Source organism: Nonomuraea salmonea (assembly GCF_042428605.1).
Classification (GTDB): Bacteria; Actinomycetota; Actinomycetes; order Streptosporangiales; family Streptosporangiaceae; genus Nonomuraea; species Nonomuraea salmonea.
The window spans coordinates 204818-219935 of record NZ_JBHMCF010000020.1; the positions used below are offsets into that span (position 1 = coordinate 204818).

14 protein-coding genes are annotated in these 15118 nt (G+C 72.6%); 10 read left to right on the plus strand and 4 right to left on the minus strand.

The window, feature by feature from the left end:
• Positions 1 to 42 precede the first annotated feature (42 nt).
• The 6 genes from ACFFR3_RS21695 to ACFFR3_RS21720 are packed head-to-tail and all read left to right on the plus strand — an operon-like array spanning position 43 to position 4803.
• Positions 43 to 1224, plus strand: a complete 1182-nt coding sequence (locus ACFFR3_RS21695) for an MFS transporter (protein ID WP_345398322.1) — start codon at positions 43 to 45, stop codon at positions 1222 to 1224.
• A 56-nt stretch (positions 1225 to 1280) separates the two neighbouring features.
• Positions 1281 to 2369, plus strand: a complete 1089-nt coding sequence (locus ACFFR3_RS21700; protein WP_379483723.1) for an alcohol dehydrogenase catalytic domain-containing protein — start codon at positions 1281 to 1283, stop codon at positions 2367 to 2369.
• 49 nt (positions 2370 to 2418) lie between these two features.
• Complete coding sequence (locus ACFFR3_RS21705; RefSeq protein ID WP_345398316.1) at positions 2419 to 3318, plus strand: LLM class flavin-dependent oxidoreductase; 900 nt, start codon at positions 2419 to 2421, stop codon at positions 3316 to 3318.
• A gap of 29 nt (positions 3319 to 3347) precedes the next feature.
• On the plus strand, positions 3348 to 3845 hold the full coding sequence (locus ACFFR3_RS21710; protein WP_355425866.1) for a cupin domain-containing protein: 498 nt from the start codon (positions 3348 to 3350) through the stop codon (positions 3843 to 3845).
• Positions 3845 to 4486 carry an ArsR/SmtB family transcription factor gene (locus ACFFR3_RS21715; protein ID WP_345398307.1) on the plus strand — a complete coding sequence of 214 codons (642 nt, stop codon included), beginning with the start codon at positions 3845 to 3847 and terminating at the stop codon, positions 4484 to 4486. Before ACFFR3_RS21710 ends, ACFFR3_RS21715 begins: the two co-directional genes overlap by 1 nt.
• Before the next feature lie 26 nt (positions 4487 to 4512).
• Complete coding sequence (locus ACFFR3_RS21720; protein WP_364380388.1) at positions 4513 to 4803, plus strand: hypothetical protein; 291 nt, start codon at positions 4513 to 4515, stop codon at positions 4801 to 4803.
• A 15-nt stretch (positions 4804 to 4818) separates the two neighbouring features.
• Here the strand turns inward: ACFFR3_RS21720 and ACFFR3_RS21725 are convergent, their stop codons facing one another.
• Positions 4819 to 7053, minus strand: a complete 2235-nt coding sequence (locus ACFFR3_RS21725) for an MMPL family transporter (protein WP_364380385.1) — start codon at positions 7051 to 7053, stop codon at positions 4819 to 4821.
• Between the two features lie 100 nt (positions 7054 to 7153).
• Here ACFFR3_RS21725 and ACFFR3_RS21730 point away from each other — a divergent pair, with 100 nt between their 5' ends.
• The 4 genes from ACFFR3_RS21730 (at position 7154) to ACFFR3_RS21745 (ending at position 11183) form a co-directional block, all read left to right on the plus strand.
• Positions 7154 to 7702: a TetR/AcrR family transcriptional regulator gene (locus tag ACFFR3_RS21730; RefSeq protein ID WP_345398301.1), complete on the plus strand. Its 549-nt coding sequence runs from the start codon at positions 7154 to 7156 to the stop codon at positions 7700 to 7702.
• An 89-nt stretch (positions 7703 to 7791) separates the two neighbouring features.
• The gene (locus ACFFR3_RS21735; RefSeq protein WP_379483724.1) at positions 7792 to 9717 is read left to right on the plus strand and encodes a hypothetical protein; all 1926 of its coding nucleotides are present in this window, start codon (positions 7792 to 7794) and stop codon (positions 9715 to 9717) included.
• Positions 9718 to 9741: 24 nt separating this feature from the next.
• The gene (locus ACFFR3_RS21740; RefSeq protein ID WP_379483725.1) at positions 9742 to 10920 is read left to right on the plus strand and encodes an AAA family ATPase; all 1179 of its coding nucleotides are present in this window, start codon (positions 9742 to 9744) and stop codon (positions 10918 to 10920) included.
• The gene (locus ACFFR3_RS21745) at positions 10836 to 11183 is read left to right on the plus strand and encodes a hypothetical protein (protein WP_379483726.1); all 348 of its coding nucleotides are present in this window, start codon (positions 10836 to 10838) and stop codon (positions 11181 to 11183) included. The genes ACFFR3_RS21740 and ACFFR3_RS21745 overlap by 85 nt, the downstream gene beginning before the upstream one ends.
• Positions 11184 to 11197: 14 nt before the next feature.
• Here the strand turns inward: ACFFR3_RS21745 and ACFFR3_RS21750 are convergent, their stop codons facing one another.
• The 3 genes from ACFFR3_RS21750 to ACFFR3_RS21760 all read right to left on the minus strand — a co-directional run bounded on the left by ACFFR3_RS21750 (position 11198) and on the right by ACFFR3_RS21760 (position 15084).
• Complete coding sequence (locus ACFFR3_RS21750) at positions 11198 to 11386, minus strand: DUF6203 family protein (RefSeq protein WP_355425886.1); 189 nt, start codon at positions 11384 to 11386, stop codon at positions 11198 to 11200.
• Between the two features lie 103 nt (positions 11387 to 11489).
• Positions 11490 to 13556: a PASTA domain-containing protein gene (locus ACFFR3_RS21755; RefSeq protein WP_379483727.1), complete on the minus strand. Its 2067-nt coding sequence runs from the start codon at positions 13554 to 13556 to the stop codon at positions 11490 to 11492.
• A 109-nt stretch (positions 13557 to 13665) separates the two neighbouring features.
• Positions 13666 to 15084: a serine/threonine-protein kinase gene (locus tag ACFFR3_RS21760; protein WP_379483728.1), complete on the minus strand. Its 1419-nt coding sequence runs from the start codon at positions 15082 to 15084 to the stop codon at positions 13666 to 13668.
• Positions 15085 to 15118: the final 34 nt, after the last annotated feature.

The window sequence follows — 15118 nt, forward strand, 5'->3', positions numbered from 1 at the left end:
AAGCCCTTTTCATCAGGAACCCTGCCTGATAGTTTCCGATTCATGAGCCCTCATCGCGCCATCGCCTCGGTCTTCCTCATTCACGGAGCCGTGGCCGGCAGCCTGTCCACCCGCATCCCCTGGCTCCAGGAGCACTTCGGCCTCGACCCCCAAGTCCTCGGCCTGGTGCTCCTCTGCACGCCCATCGGCGCCTTCGTCGGCATGCCGATGGCCGGGCGCCTGGCTTACCGGATCGGCGCCCGCACCGCCACCCGCTTACTCATCGCCCTGTGGTGCGCGGCCCTCGCGCTGCCCGCCCTCTCCCCCTCCACCGTCTGCCTGTTCCTTGCGTTCCTGCTGTTCGGCGTCGCGGCGGGCATGTCCGACGTCACCATGAACGCCCACGCCGTCGTCCTCGGACGCCGCCTCGGCCGGCCGATCATGTCCGGGCTGCACGGCATGTGGGCCGTCGGCAGCCTCGCCGCGGCCGGTCTCGGCGCCCTGGCCGCGCAGGCCGGCATCGACGCCCGCGCGCACCTCGCGACGGTCGCCGCCGCCCTGCTCCTGACCGGCGCCCACACCGGCCGCGGCCTGCTCGCCGACGAGCGCGGTCCGGCCACGGGCCCCGCGCCGCGCCGCTTCGCGCTGCCCACCCGCGGGATCGCCCTCATCGGCGTCGTCGGCTTCTGCGCCACCTTCGCCGAGGGAGCCAGCGCGAACTGGTCGGCCGTCTACATCACCGCCGTCACCGGCGCGGGGCCCGGTGTGGGCGCCGCCGGCTACATGGTCCTGATGTTCTGCATGGCCGGCACCCGCCTGCTCGGCGACCGCGTCATCCGTTTGCTCGGCCCGGTGCGGACGGTGCGGGTCAGCGGGGCGGTCGCCGCGCTCGGGGGCCTGATCGTGGTCCTGTCCCGCACGCCCGCCCTCGCCATCACCGGCTTCGCGCTGCTCGGGCTGGGCGTGGCGGTGATCGTGCCGCTGGCGATCGCGGCGGCGGGCAACAAGGGCGCGACGCCGGGCGAGGGCGTGGCCGGGGTGGCCACGATCACGTACCTCTCGGGGCTCGTCGCCCCGGCGGTGACGGGGTGGGTGGCGGGCGGCCTGTCCTATCCCGCGGCCTTCGCCGTGATCACCGGCGTGGTGGTGCTGCTGACGCTGCTCGCCCCGGCCGTGCGGCCCTCCTCCCCGGCCACCGCCGGCACGCCCGCCGGGAACGGACGCCTCGCGCGTGCGCGGGACTGACCAGCCTGTCGAGCAACCGCTTGCTCGCATGACGGGGCGCGGCTACCGTGAGGCCCATGCGGATGCGCGCGGCCGTGCTGACCGAGTTCCACGCCCCCATGGAGCTGCGTGAGGTGGAGATCGCCGACCCGGGGCCCGGTGAGGTGCGGGTGCGCGTCAAGGCGTCCGGCGTGTGCGGGTCCGATCTCAAGGCCATCGACGGCAAGAGCCCCGTGGCGGGCCGCCTGCCCTTCATCCTCGGTCACGAGAGCGCCGGCGTGGTGGAGCGCACCGGTACGGGCGTCACCACCGTCAAGGAGGGCGACCCCGTCATCATCGCCATGAACGGCCCCTGCGCCCGCTGCCGCCCCTGCCAGGCCGGACACTTCCACCTGTGCGCGAGCCCCGGCCGGCTGCCGATCATCATGGGCGGCCTTCCCCGCGTCACCCTGGACGGCGCCGAGGTGCGCAGGTTCATCGGCATCGGCTCGTTCGCCGAGTACGCCGTCGTCCCCGAGGCCATGTGCGTGAAGCTCGCCACTGGGCTGCCGTTCGACGCGATGTCGCTGCTGGCCTGCGGCGTCGTCACCGGCGTCGGCGCGGTGCTGAACGTCGCGCGCGTGCCGCCCGGCGCGACGGTGCTGGTCGTCGGCTGCGGCGGCGTCGGGCTCAACGTCGTGCAGGGCGCGGTGCTGGCCGGGGCGACCACGATCGTGGCCGCCGACGTGGCCGAGGGCAAGCTCAAGCTCGCCGAGCGCTTCGGCGCCACCCACTCCCTGCTGGTCACCGACCTGCCCCGCCAGGTGGACGAGCTGGTCAGGGGCGGCGTCGACCACGCCTTCGACGCGACGGGCGCGCCCGGCGTGCTGGCCAAGGCGTTCGCCGCGACCCGGCCGGGCGGCACCACCGTCATGGTCGGCAGCCCGCCCCAGGGCCATCCGATGGAGCTGGACACCGGCCTGCTGTTCGCCTCGCGCCGCCTCATGGGCACCCAGGGCGGCGACGCCGCGCCGCACCGCGACCTGCCCATGCTGGCCGAGCAGTACGTACGCGGCCGCCTCGACCTCAACGGCCTGATCACCGAACGGCTGCCGCTCGACCGCATCGACGAGGCCGTGGCCCACGTCCGCGCGGGCACGGTGGCGCGTACCGTCATCACGTTCTGACGCGCGGCGGAACTGGACGCACCCGCCGCGGCCGGATATTCGGTGGAGCATGACCGCAACCACGCGCACCCGTTTCGCCGTCTCCCTTCCCCAGCAGATCTCCGACGGCGCCTTCGACCCCGTCGCCTTCCGCGCCTACCTGCGGCGGGTGGAGGACCTGGGCTTCCACAGCGTCTGGACCCGCGAGGGCACCCTGTCGCCCGTCCCGACGCTCAACCCCATCGAGGTCATGACGTACGCCGCCGCCTGCACCGAGCGGGTGCGCATCGGCTGCGCGGTGTTCGTCAGCGTGCAGCACCAGCCGCTCCAGCTCGCCAAGAGCCTGAGCACGCTCGACCAGCTCAGCCGGGGCCGCCTGGAGGTGGGCTTCGGGCTGGGCGGAAGGCGGGCGCTCGAGTCGTTCGGGGTGCCGGCCGAAGGGCTGGTGACCCGGTTCACCGAGGGCATCGAGCTGATGAAGGCGTGCTGGACGGAGCCCAAGGTGTCGTTCCAGGGGCGGTTCTTCCAGGTGGAGGCGGCCATGGAGCCGAAGACGTACCAGAAGCCGCATCCGCCGATCTGGATCGGCGGCCACAAGCCGGCCGCCGTGCGCAGGGCCGTCAGGCACGGCGACGGCTTCATCGGCGCGGGCGGCGCCACCACGGAGGCGTTCGCCGAGCAGGTGCGCGTCCTCAAGGACGAGCTGGCGCGGGCCGGGCGCGACCCGGGGAGCTTCGGCGTGGCCAAGCGCGTCTACGTCTCGGTCGACGCGCCGGGCCGCATCGACGACCAGCTCCGCAGCATGTACGGCAGCGCCGACGTGGCCGTCACGGGCTCGCCGGAGGAGGTCGTACGCGGCCTGCGCGCGGTCATCGACGCCGGCGCGGACCTCGTCCTGATCGATCCGATGGTCGGCGAAGCCGGGCAGCTCGACCGGCTGGCGGAGGACGTCCTTCCTGAGCTATTCTAAGGATCCTTAGAACTCTAGAGGAGGCCCTCATGTCCTACCCCGAGCCCCGCTACCACGCCGAGCACGGCGCGCCCAGCGGCGTGTTCCACCTGGCCGGGCAGGCGCCCGACCTGAGCATGGGCGGCCCGAGCGGCACCCAGGTCCACTACCTCGCCACGGGCGGCAGCACGGGCGGCGCGTTCGGCCTCTACCGCTACGAGATGCCCGCCAAGCCGTCCGGCCCGAGCCCCCACTTCCACCGCACGATGACCGAGTCCTTCTACGTCCTCGACGGCACCATCCGGCTCTACAACGGCGACAAGTGGGCCGACGGCAAGCCGGGCGACTTCCTGTTCGTGCCCGAGGGCGGCATCCACGCCTTCCGCAACGAGTCGGGCGAGCCGGCCACGATGCTCATCCTGTTCACGCCGGGCGCGCCGCGCGAGGGCTACTTCGAGGAGCTGGCCGAGATCGCCGCCACCGGCCGGCAACTCTCCCCCGACGAGTGGACCGAGCTCTACCTGCGCCACGACCAGTACATGGTCTGATGTTCGCAGAAGAGCCCATCTACGAGCAGCTCGCCCGCATCGGCAAGGCGCTGTCGGGCCCCGTCCGGCTACGCCTGCTCGACGTGCTCGACCAGCGCGAGCGCACGGTCGAGGAGCTGGCGCGGGCGGCCGGCGTGCCGCTCAAGAACACCTCCGCGCAGCTCCAGCAGCTGCGCGCGGCCCACCTGGTGACCAGCCGCAGGGACGGCACCCGGGTCTACTACCGGCTGGCCGACGAGAGCGTGTCGCGCTTCCTCGGCGCGTTCCAGGCGTTCGCCGGCGAGCGGCTCGCCGACCTGCGCGGCGCCGTGCGCGACCGGCTCGGCGACCTGGAGGGCGTGACGGCCGACGAGCTCGCCGCGCGGCTGGCCGACCCGTCCACGCTCGTGCTCGACGTGCGCTCGGCGGCCGACTACGCGGCCGGGCACGTGCCAGGCGCGGTCTCGGTGCCCATGGCCGAGCTGCGCGACCGGCTGGGCGAGCTGCCGGCCTCGGCGGAGATCGTGGCGTACTGCGGGGGGCCGTACTGCGTGGTCTCGCCCGAGGCCGTACGCGTGCTGCGCGCCCACGGCCGCTCCGCCCGCCCGCTCGACGGCGGCTACCTCGCCTGGCGGCGCGACGGCAAGCCGCTGGAACGCTGAGCGACCATGCCACTACGCTGAGCGGCGTGCGCTTCGGACCGATGGCCCTGGCCGCGCTGCTCGCCGTGCCGGCGCTGAGCGCCAGGCCCGCCTACGACTTCGCGGCCCCCGGCGTCGCCATCCGGGCCGAGCCCGCGGCGGCGGCCCGGGTGCACGGGTTCGGGCAGCCGGGCGAGGGGTTCGCGTCCAACCGGGAGGAGGAGCACGAGGCGTACGCGTGCGGCCCGTACGAGACCACGCTCTGGCACCACGGCCACAACGCGAGCACCGGCGTCATCGGCTGGGTGCCCGCCTGCGACCTGCTCGACTCCGACTGAGCCCTACCCGACGCCCTACCCGACGCCCGCGCCGACGCCCGCGCCGACCGGCTCCCGCCGCTCGGCCACCGGCTCGTCCTCGTCCTCCTCGTGGCCCTCCACCGACAGGTTCGGCAGCAGCCGGTCGAGCCAGCGCGGGCACCACCAGTTGAGCCGGCCCAGCAGCACCATCGTGGCCGGCACCAGGAACCCGCGGATGATCGTGGCGTCCACCGCGATCGCCACCGCGAGCCCCACGCCGAACGTCTTGACCATCGAGTCCGGGTAGGCGATGAACGCGGTGAACACCGCCACCATGATCAGCGCCGCCGACGTGATCACCCGCCCGGTCGAGCCGAGCCCCTCGGCCACCGCCCGCGCGTTGCGCCCGTGCCGCTGGTACGACTGCCGCACCGCCGTCAGCAGGAACACCTCGTAGTCCATCGACAGCCCGAACAGCACCGCGAACAGCATCAGCGGCACGTAACTCTCGATGGGCACCGAGAAGAAGATCGTCTGCACGTACGACGAACTGGCCGGCGGGTCCAGGCCGACCAGCCCGGTGCCGAGGCCGATCGAGAACACCAGCGCCAGCGCGCCGAACGCGGCGCCCAGCGACACCAGGTTCATCACCGCCGCCTTGATCGCCACGATCGGCGCGCGGAAGGCCAGCAGCAGGAGCAGCGCGCTGAGCAGCACCACGACGCCGATGACCAGCGGGGTGCGCTCGGCCATCCGGTCGCCCGCGTCGGTCAGCCCGGCGACCTTGCCGCCCACGTGCACCTGCACGCCCGGCAGCGCGATCGCCCTGACGTCCTCGACGACCTCGGCGGTGCGCTCGTCGCTGGGGGCGTACTCGGGGATGGCCTGCATCAGCACAGAGCGGCCGTCGGCGTTGACCTTGGGGTCGCTGACGTACTTGACGCCCTCGACGTCCTCCACCTCGCCGACCAGCTTCTTGACCAGCGGGTCCTTGGCGCCTGGCACCTTCTCGGGCAGCTCGGCGACCACGATGAGCGGGCCGTTGAAGCCGGGGCCGAAGCCGGTGGCCATCAGCTCGTACGCCCGGCGCGGCTCCGAGCCCTTGTCGCCGTACCCCTCGTCGATCGGCCCCAGCTTCAGCGCCAGCGCGGGCGCGGCGAGCGCGCCGAGCACGATCGTGCTGGCCAGCAGCACCCGCCACGGGCGGCGCGCCACCCACGAGCCGAGCCCCGCCCAGCCGGTGCCGGACGAGCCCGAGCCGCGCAGGAACGGCACCTTGAGCGCGTTGACGCGGTGGCCGAGCAGCCCGAGCAGGGCGGGGACCAGCGTGACGGAGGTCAGCACGGCGGCCACGACCGAGATGCCGGTCACCCAGCCGAGCGTGGCCAGCAGCGGGAACCCGGCCAGCATCAGCGCACTCAACGCGATGATCACCGTGCCGCCCGCGAACACCACCGCGCCGCCCGAGCTGGACACCGTCCTGCGCACCGACTCCACCACCGGCACGCCCTGCGCGAGCAGCCGCCGATGCCGCGACAGCAGGAACAGCGCGTAGTCGATGCCGACGCCGAGCCCGATCATCGTGGCCATGATGCCGGCCTGCTTGGGCATGTCCACGACCCAGCCGAGCAGCCCGATCACGCCGAGCCCCGAGGCCACGCTGACCAGCGCCGCGAAGATCGGCACGATGGCGGCGACCAGCGTCCCGAACGCGAACACCAGCACCAGCAGCGCGCACACCACGCCGATGACCTCGCTGGGGCCGGTCTTGATCTCCTTGTCCGCGGGGTTCGAGCTGTCGGCGGGCACGACCTCGAGCCCGGCCTCGCGCGCCGGGTCCGCGGCCTTGGACAGCTCCTGGGTGGTCTGGGCGATCTTGTCGGAGTCGTTGCCCGCCATCTTGATCGTGATGAGGCCGATCTGCAGGTTGGAGGAGATGCCGCCGACGCGGAACGGGGTGTCCACGGACGTGACGTGCGGCATCGTCTCCAGCCGGTCCACGGCCCGCTCGACGGCCTGCTTGCGCTTCTCCTCCAGCAGCGGCCCGTCGGCGGAGTAGACGAGGAGCTGGACGGTGCCGCCCTGGGCGTACCCGGCGCCGAAGCCCTCCTTCATCAGGTCGTGGGCGCGCTGCGCGTCCGTGCCGGGGATGCTCGCGTCGTTGTTGGTCGGGCTGGGGAAGGCCAGGCTGCCGCCCATCAGCGCCGCGGCGGCGATCACCCATGTCACGAGCACGATCCAGCCGTGCCGCGCGCACCAGCCGCCCAGCCGTCCCAGCAACCGCGTCATCGCTTCAGCCCCCACTCGACGACCGTCCTGTACGGTCGTACAGCGACATACGATAAAGCGGAACTTATGAGGAAGGCCGTCTCCACAGGGAAATGAGACGATGACCACATCTGGGACCACAGCTGGGGCCACAGCCGACGACACCCGATCGCGAATCCTGGCCGCCGCCAGAGAGCTGTTCGCCGAACGCGGCTACGCGGCGACCTCCCTGGCCGACATCGCCGCCGCCGTCGGCCTCACCAAGACGGCCGTCGCCTACCACTTCCACCCCAAAGACCGCCTCGCCGCCGAGCTGCTCGACCCCGTCGCGGCCGACATGCTGACGCTGCTCGACACCGCGTACGACAGCCGCGACGCCTTCGTCGAGGCCCTCGTCACGTTCGCGGTGCGCTACCGCTCGGTCATCCGGCTGTTCATGGAGGACCTCGCCGCCGACGACGCCGGCGCCGCGCCCGGCTCGGAGCGCGACACCATCAGGACCTTCAGGGACGAGATCTACGCCAAGCTCGCCGGGCCCGACCCCGCCCCCGAGGCCAGGCTCAAGAGCTGGGCGCTGCTGGGGGCGTTGCAGTGGGGCGCGGTCAAGACCATGGACCTGCCGGAGGAGCAGGTACGCGCCGCCCTGCTCGAAGCGGCACGCGCGTACTGACCGCTTGTGCACAACGGCTCACGACGGCGCGCCAGAAGGGCGATACTGGGACGCCAGATCCCCTTTTCGCACCGGCAGGGAGAACGGTCTTGCGTACCTGGTTCGAGCCGGAGGAGGCGGAGGAGTTCGAGGTGGCGAAGGCCGTGCTGCTGCGGCGCTGCCTCGCCTGGGCCGACGAGCACGGCCGCCCGGCGGACGACCTTCTCATCAGCGCCGCCATCGACGCCCGCCACCACAGCCGCGACGGCCGGCTCGCCTACTGGGACGAGCCGCAGATCCGCCGCTACCTGCTGGCCTGGATTCCCAAATATGTCGTCGCGCCGCGCGAGATCCTCGACATCGCCCCCGACATCCTGCGCACCTACCTCGCCTACCTCGCCGCGACGGGCCTGCGCGACCCGCGCGGCGCCACCTTGGCAGAGGCCGACGCCGCCATCGCCCGCGCCACCCCCGAGTTCAGGAAGTCCCTCGACGACCCGCACCTGCAGGGGCTGGCCAAGTTCTGGGCCCAGACCGCGCTCGACCACGGCGTCGACCTGACCGACCCCGGCGGATTCGACGACTTCAAACAGGACCTCGACGCCGGCCGCGTCCACTACGACCAGGACATCCTCGACCACCTCACCCAGGCCCGCCTGCTCGGCGCGGAGCTGGACCTGGCGGAGGAACGCGCCCCCCTCCAACCCCCCATCGCCCTGCCCCCCGCCCCAGACCTCACGACCGCCGCCGTGGGGAGCCGGACAGTCCGACGCCTGACCGCCCTGGCAGCCTGGGCCGGCAAGGACGGCCGCCCCGTCACCGACCTCGGCACCATGCCCGCCACCGACGGGGACCCCGACCTCCTCCTGGCGTGGGCGAAGCGGGTGCGGCTGGTGCGGGTCGCCAAAGGCCGCGTCCACGCGGTGGCCAAGGCCGCCCCCTTGCTGCGCGACCCGGAAGCCCTGTGGCAGCGCGCCTTCGACGCCCTGCCCGAGCTGGGCCGCGCCATCACCGGCCGCACCGACGGCGCGCCCTTCACGCTCTTCTTCGACGAGCTGCTGCCCGACCTCCTCAACACCCTCTACGGCATGGACGACATGCCGGTGGCGCGGCTGGAGGAGACGGTGTGGCTGACCTGCCGCGAATACGAGGACTACTTCGCCGGGGACCGCCGTGCCTCCTCCACCCTGCTGCGACGCCGGCTCGGCGACGACCTCGCCCGCACCTTCGACGTCCTCGCCGACCTGGGCGCCGTCGAGCTGAGCCGCGGCCCGGCCGACGAGCTCTACCTCGCCGACCTCGACCACGAGGCCCAGGAGCTTCCGCCCGAGTCCGTCGAACGCCTCCGCACTCGCCTCGCCGAGCCCGACCTGCTCCTCGCCAGGCTCACCCCGCTCGGGCAGCGCGCCGTACGCGCCCGCCTGCTCGCCGAGGGCCGCGACGCCCCGCTCATCGGCGAACTCGCCGCAGCCGGCCCCGCCGAACTGCTCGGCGTCCTCACCCAGCACTACCCGCCGTACGACGCCGCCGCCGAGCTGCACGGGTGGCTCGCCCAGCCGGGCCACGGCATAGAGCCGCTTCTGGAGGCGGTACGCCGGTGCCCGTTCCGCACCCGGGCCGGCGCCATGCTCAACGTGCTCGCCGAGGCCCTGCCCGACGGCCGCGCCCTCCTCCACGGCCTGCGCCGCGACCCCGTACTCGGCCCGGCCGCGCTGACGTACCTGGTGGACGTGGGCGAGCTCGACCCGTCCGCGATCGGCCAGGACGAGCACCTGCTGCTGGCCGCCGAGAACTTCCTCACCCTGCTGGAGCTGGGCGGCCCCCAGACCCTGATCGAGCAGCTCAAGGCGATGGCGGGGCGGGAGGCGTACGAGCTGGTCGCCGCCGTCCTCGACGCCGGCCACCACGACACGGTCGGCCTGGAGGAGATCCGCGCATTGGTCGCCGAACCCCTCCGCACCACCCACCACCGCCCCCTCCGCCTCATCCCCGGCACCGGCCCCGGCACCCCAAGAACCAAACGCCACAGACGCTGAACCGAAGATTGTCAGAATGTGACCATGCGACTACCCCGCGCGAAGTTCTTCAACACCACGGGCCCGTGCGACCCGGCGCGCCATTACATGTTGCCTCCCACGCCGCGCATCCCCGAGGCCCGCACCCTCATCGAGATGGACCGCTACTTCGTCCTTCACGCCCCTCGTCAGACCGGCAAGACCACCGCGCTGCGCACCCTCGCCTCCGAACTGACCGCAGCAGGCGACGTCGCCGCCCTGATGTTCTCCTGCGAGCGCGCCAAGGCAGCCGGCCACGACTACGCCGCGGCCGAGTCGATGCTGCTGGATTCCCTTCGCCAAGCCGTCTTGCGATCGGGATGGCCGAAGAAGCTGCTACCACCTGACCCGTGGCCACCGGCCGCCCCGGGCAGCCGCTTCTTCAATGCGCTGAGCGAGTGGTGCCGCCGATGTCCGCGCCGGATGGTGCTCCTTTTCGACGAATTCGACGCCCTGCAGGGCACCAGCATGAGCAGCATCCTCGGCCAGCTCCGCGACGGTCACAACGCGCGGCCGGAGGGCCAGCCGTTCCCCTCGTCCATCGTCCTGTGCGGATTGCGGGACGTGCGAGATTACAAGGTCGCGGTGGGCAGCGACCCGAATCGGATCAACCCGGCGAGCCCGTTCAACATCATCGCCAAGTCGCTGCGCCTGGGTGACTTCACCATCGACCAGATCGCCGAGCTGTACGGCCAGCACACCGACGCGACCGGTCAGGAGTTCACCAAGGACGCGGTCGAGCGGGTCTTCGAGCTGACCCAGGGCCAGCCATGGCTGGTCAACGCTCTCGCCTACGAGATCACCCAGGAGATGGGGGTGACCGACACCGTCTCCGTGACGCGGGTAGAGGAAGCCAAGGAACGGCTGATCCGAGCACATGCCATGCACCTGGAGTCACTGTCGGATCGGCTGCGGGAGCCCCGGGTGGCCCGGGTCATCGAACCGATCCTGGCGGGCACCTGGCCCGACATGGACATGGCCTTCAGCAGCGACGCCCGCTATGTCCATGACCTGGGTCTCATCCGGAGTACCAGGGATCTGGACATCGCCAACCCGATCTACCGGGAGGTCCTGCTCCGGCCGCATGTCAGATCATCCTCATGGCCTTCCTGCACCGGCTCGTCAACGGGGGCGGCCAGCTCGACCGTGAATACGCCGCCGGCACCAAACGCCTCGACGTCCTGATGCGCTGGCCCTACCACGGGCCGGAGGGCGAACGGCTCGTGCAGCGCGAGGCCATGGAGCTCAAGGTGTGGCGCGCGGGCGAGAACGACCCCGCCCCCGACGGCCTCGCCCAGCTCGACCGCTATCTCGACCGGCTCACCCTGTCCACCGGCAGACTCGTCATCTTCGACCGGCGCCCAGAAGCGCCGCCATGGCAGGAACGCGGCGCGTTCGAGGAGGCCACCACACCCTCTGGCCGCCCGGTCACCATCCTGCGCGTGTGACGACCGGCGACGGATCAGGGCTGGGCGGCCCGTACGTCCTCGTGGGTGGTGCTGGTGTGCTGGGGGACGTTGTGCTGGGCCTCGCGCTCGGCGCGGCGGCGCTTGCGGCGGCGGCCGAGGAACCAGCCGACGCCCAGGGCGGCTATACCGAGGGGGGTGGTGGCCATTTTGCGGGCCACCAGAAGCTTCAGGAGTTTCTTCATACGCCCCCAACTGCCCCAGGACGGTAGGCGCACGCATAAGCCCTTCCAGACCTGGCGGTGGAGGTCGCTGCGCGACGCCTCTCGGATCCGGTGGGTGGGAAGGTCAGGGCTGGTCGGGTTCGGGCTCGGGCTCGTTGGTGGTGGGTTCGAGGGATTCGCCGGGGTCGGGGCCCGTCTGGGCGGCCAGGCCGACGGTGATGGTGAGCTGGGTGCCGGGTTTGGCGCAGGTGCCCGGGTCGATGCTTTGTGCCAGGACTGTGCCTGCCTGGGACTCGTCGTCCACCAACTGTTCCTTTGTTCCGACCGTGAAACCCGCCGCGGTCAGGGCTGTGCGGGCCGCTTCGCGGGAGCGGCCGGCGACCGGTGGGACGGTGGCGCCGTTCCGGGACACGGTGAGCGCTACCGCGGTGCCGCCCTTCACGCGGCTGCCTGCCTTGGGGCGGGTGGACAGGACCTGGCCCGACGGCTCTTGGGAGCAGGAACGCGTGGTGGCGCCCGCCTTGAGGCCCGCGCCGGTCAGGGCCGCTTCGGCGGGGCCACGTCGCATGCCCGTCACCTCCGGTACGGGGAGGCCGGCCGACACGTGCAAGGACACCTTGGTCCCCCGGTCCACGGCGGTTCCCGCGGCGGGGGTGCTGGCGAGGACCTGGCCGATCGCGCGGGGTGAGTCCTGCCGGGTGACGCGGCCGAGGGTGAGGCCGGCGCGTTCGACGGCCTTGGTGGCGGCGGCCTTGTCCAGGCCGGTCAGGGGCGGGATCGTCACCGTCGGCGGACGTACGATCGCGGGCGCGTCGTGGGCGGGGCGGCGGTCGTCCTGGGCCTGCCGGGCCTCCGCGCTCTTCGTGGGTGTTGCTTCGGCGGGCGACCTGCGGGTGGTCTCGGGCGCGGGCGTGGCGGGCGGCGGTGCGGCGAGAGGTCCGCCCGCCTGGGGTCCCGCCTGCCCGGCCGGGCTCTGGGTGAGCGCCGGTACGACCACGGCCAGCAGCACCACGGCCGTCACCAGCAGCGCCGCACACACCGCGACCGCCGCCCGCGGCCACTGCCTCCGGTCCGTACGCCCTCCCCCGGCCGGGACAGGATTCCCGGGTAACGCACCTGCTGGTTGGGCGGCCTGAGGGTCGGAGGTCGCGGCAGGCAGGTGATAGGCGTCCATGGCCCCGGTGACCTCGGGCTCGGCCAGCGGAGTGAACCAGAAGCCGGCTGAAGCCCCGGCGGGGCCGGAGTGGGCGTCCGGGGTGCGCTGGCCCGGCACCAGGGGTGTCGGCGGGGTGCGGAGGATGGGCGGCGGAGGTGAGCGCCGCACCTCCGCAGGCCCCTCCGTAGAGCCCAGCGCAGGCCCCACCGCAGGCCCCACCGCAGGCCACTCCGCAGGGGACGACTCTCCCAGCAGCTCGAACAGCAGCTCCCTGCTGCTCGGCCGGTTGCGGGCGTCCTTGTCCAGGCAGGCCGCGACCAGCGTACGCAGCCGCCCGTCGAGCAGCCCCAGTTCGGGCGGCGCCGTGAGGATGCGGTGCAGGACGGGCGCGACGGAGTCCTGGCCGAAGGGGGCGGTGGCGTTGGCCGCGAAGCACATGGTGGCGCCCCACGAGAACACGTCGGCGGCCCCCGTGACGGCAGAGGCGGTGATCTGCTCGGGCGCCATGTACGCCGGCGTCCCCACCCCCCGCCCGCTGACGGTGGCGGCCGCGTCGAGTGCCCGAGCCAGGCCGAAGTCGATGACGCGCGGCCCGTCGGAGCCGAGCAGCACGTTCTGGGGCTTGAAGTCGCGGTGCACGATCCCGGCCCGGTGGATGGCGGCGAGCGCGGTGGCGGTGCCGACGGCGAGGCGTTCGAGCGCGCCGCCCCTGCGGGGCCCGGTGAGCGCGACCTCGCGGGCCAGGGAGTGCCCGTCGACGTACTCGCTGACGATGTACGGCCGTCCCTCGTCGAACCCGGCGTCGATCACCTGCGCCGTGCAGAACCTGGCGACGTGCTTGGCCAGCTCGACCTCCCGCAGGAACGCCGCCCGCTCGTCACCGACGGGCCCGTGCAGGAGCTTGACCGCGTACGTCTCTCCGCCCCTGGAACCGAGGAACACCGCGCCCTGGCCACCTTCGCCCAGCCGCCCGGTGAGCTCGTAGTCGCCGAGTCGCCGAGGGTCCCCCGTTCTGAGCGGCTGTGCCGTTGGCACGGGGCGCCTCCCCTCGCCGCGCCACCCCTTCTGCCTCCTACTGAAGGCAAGGGGCCGCGAACAGTCAACGGTGCGCAGGGCAATCGCATCCGGACCGTGACACAGCCGGTCAGGACGTACGCGCAACCCTGCCGGAATACGTCACTTCGTCCTTACCTGCACGAGTGACCTTGATATCCATCTGGTTCACATCGGAGGTGGGGTACATGCGGAGCGTGCCCGGGTAGCACTCCTGCCCGCCGACGTCGCTGAGGGTGAAGACCATGCCGCCGCCGTCGCGCGAGAGCCGTCCGGTGCAGTGCAGGTCGGCTCCCCACCGCATGCGTCCCGAGCCTTCGTGGTCCAGGACGAGCTCGACGGGGAAGACGCGCTCGGCGGTGAAGTGCTCGGCGGAGCCGCTCCAGTCGCCGGCCAGCCCTTCGCCCTGGGCGCTCTGGAGGTAGAGCACGAACCCGGCGATGCCCATGAGCAGCCCGGCCAGCGCGACGCCGATCTGCCAGGGCCGCACCCGCCGCCGCCCGGCCCGCGCCACCTGGGTGCGGGTGATGGCGGGGAAGCTGGTGGTGGGGTCGGGGTCGGTGATGACGCCTGGCTCAGCCTCGGCGGCGCCGACTCCGACGACGGCGTCGGGAGCGCGGGTGACGGGCCTGCTCGTGCGGACGAGCGTGCCGATGCCGTTGCCCCCGACGGCGGCCATGGCGCCGGTCGTCAGCACGTCGCCCCCGTCGCCCTCCTGGCCGAGCAGCAGGCGCAGCGCCTCTTCCGCGTCGGGCCGGTCGGCGGGCTCGGTCGCCAGGCAGGCTTCGACGATCTCACGCAGCCGCCCGTCGAGGTCGCCGAGGTCGGGCGTGCCGTAGAGGACGCGGGCCAGCACCTCGTTGTGGGTCTCGGCGGTGTACGCGGGCCGCCCGTTGGCGGTGTAGGCCACGGTGAGCGCCCAGGCCCACATGTCGGCCGGCGGTCCGGCCGGCTCGCCCTTCATGCGTTCGGGCGCCATGTACGCGGGCGTGCCCATGGGCATGTGGCTGGTGGTGACGGTGGTGTCGACGAGCCGGGACACGCCGAAGTCGATCACGCGGGGCCCGTCGATGCCGAGCAGCACGTTGCCGGGCTTGAAGTCGCGGTGCACGACCCCGGCGCGGTGGATGGCGCCCAGGGCGGTGGCGGTGCCGATGGCCAGGCGTTCGAGCGACCCGCCCGTACGCGGCCCCTCCTTCTCGACGTGCTCGCGCAGCGAGGGGCCGTGGACGTACTCGCTCACCAGGTAAGGACGGTCGCCTTCGAGGTCGGCGTCCAGGAGCTGGGCCGTGCAGAACGCGGCGACCCTGCGCACCGCCTGCACCTCGCCGAGGAAGCGGCGGCGGGCGTCGGCGGTGCCGGAGAGGCTGGCGTGCAGCAGCTTGATGGCGACCCGGCCGCGTTGCGGGGATTCGCCCAGGTAGACCACTCCCTGGCCACCCTGACCGAGCCTGCGTGTCAGCCGGTAGGACCCCAACTGCCGGGGGTCGTCGGCACGTAGCTCGGACATATACCGCCATTATGCCTGGCCGGGGCAAGCGAGC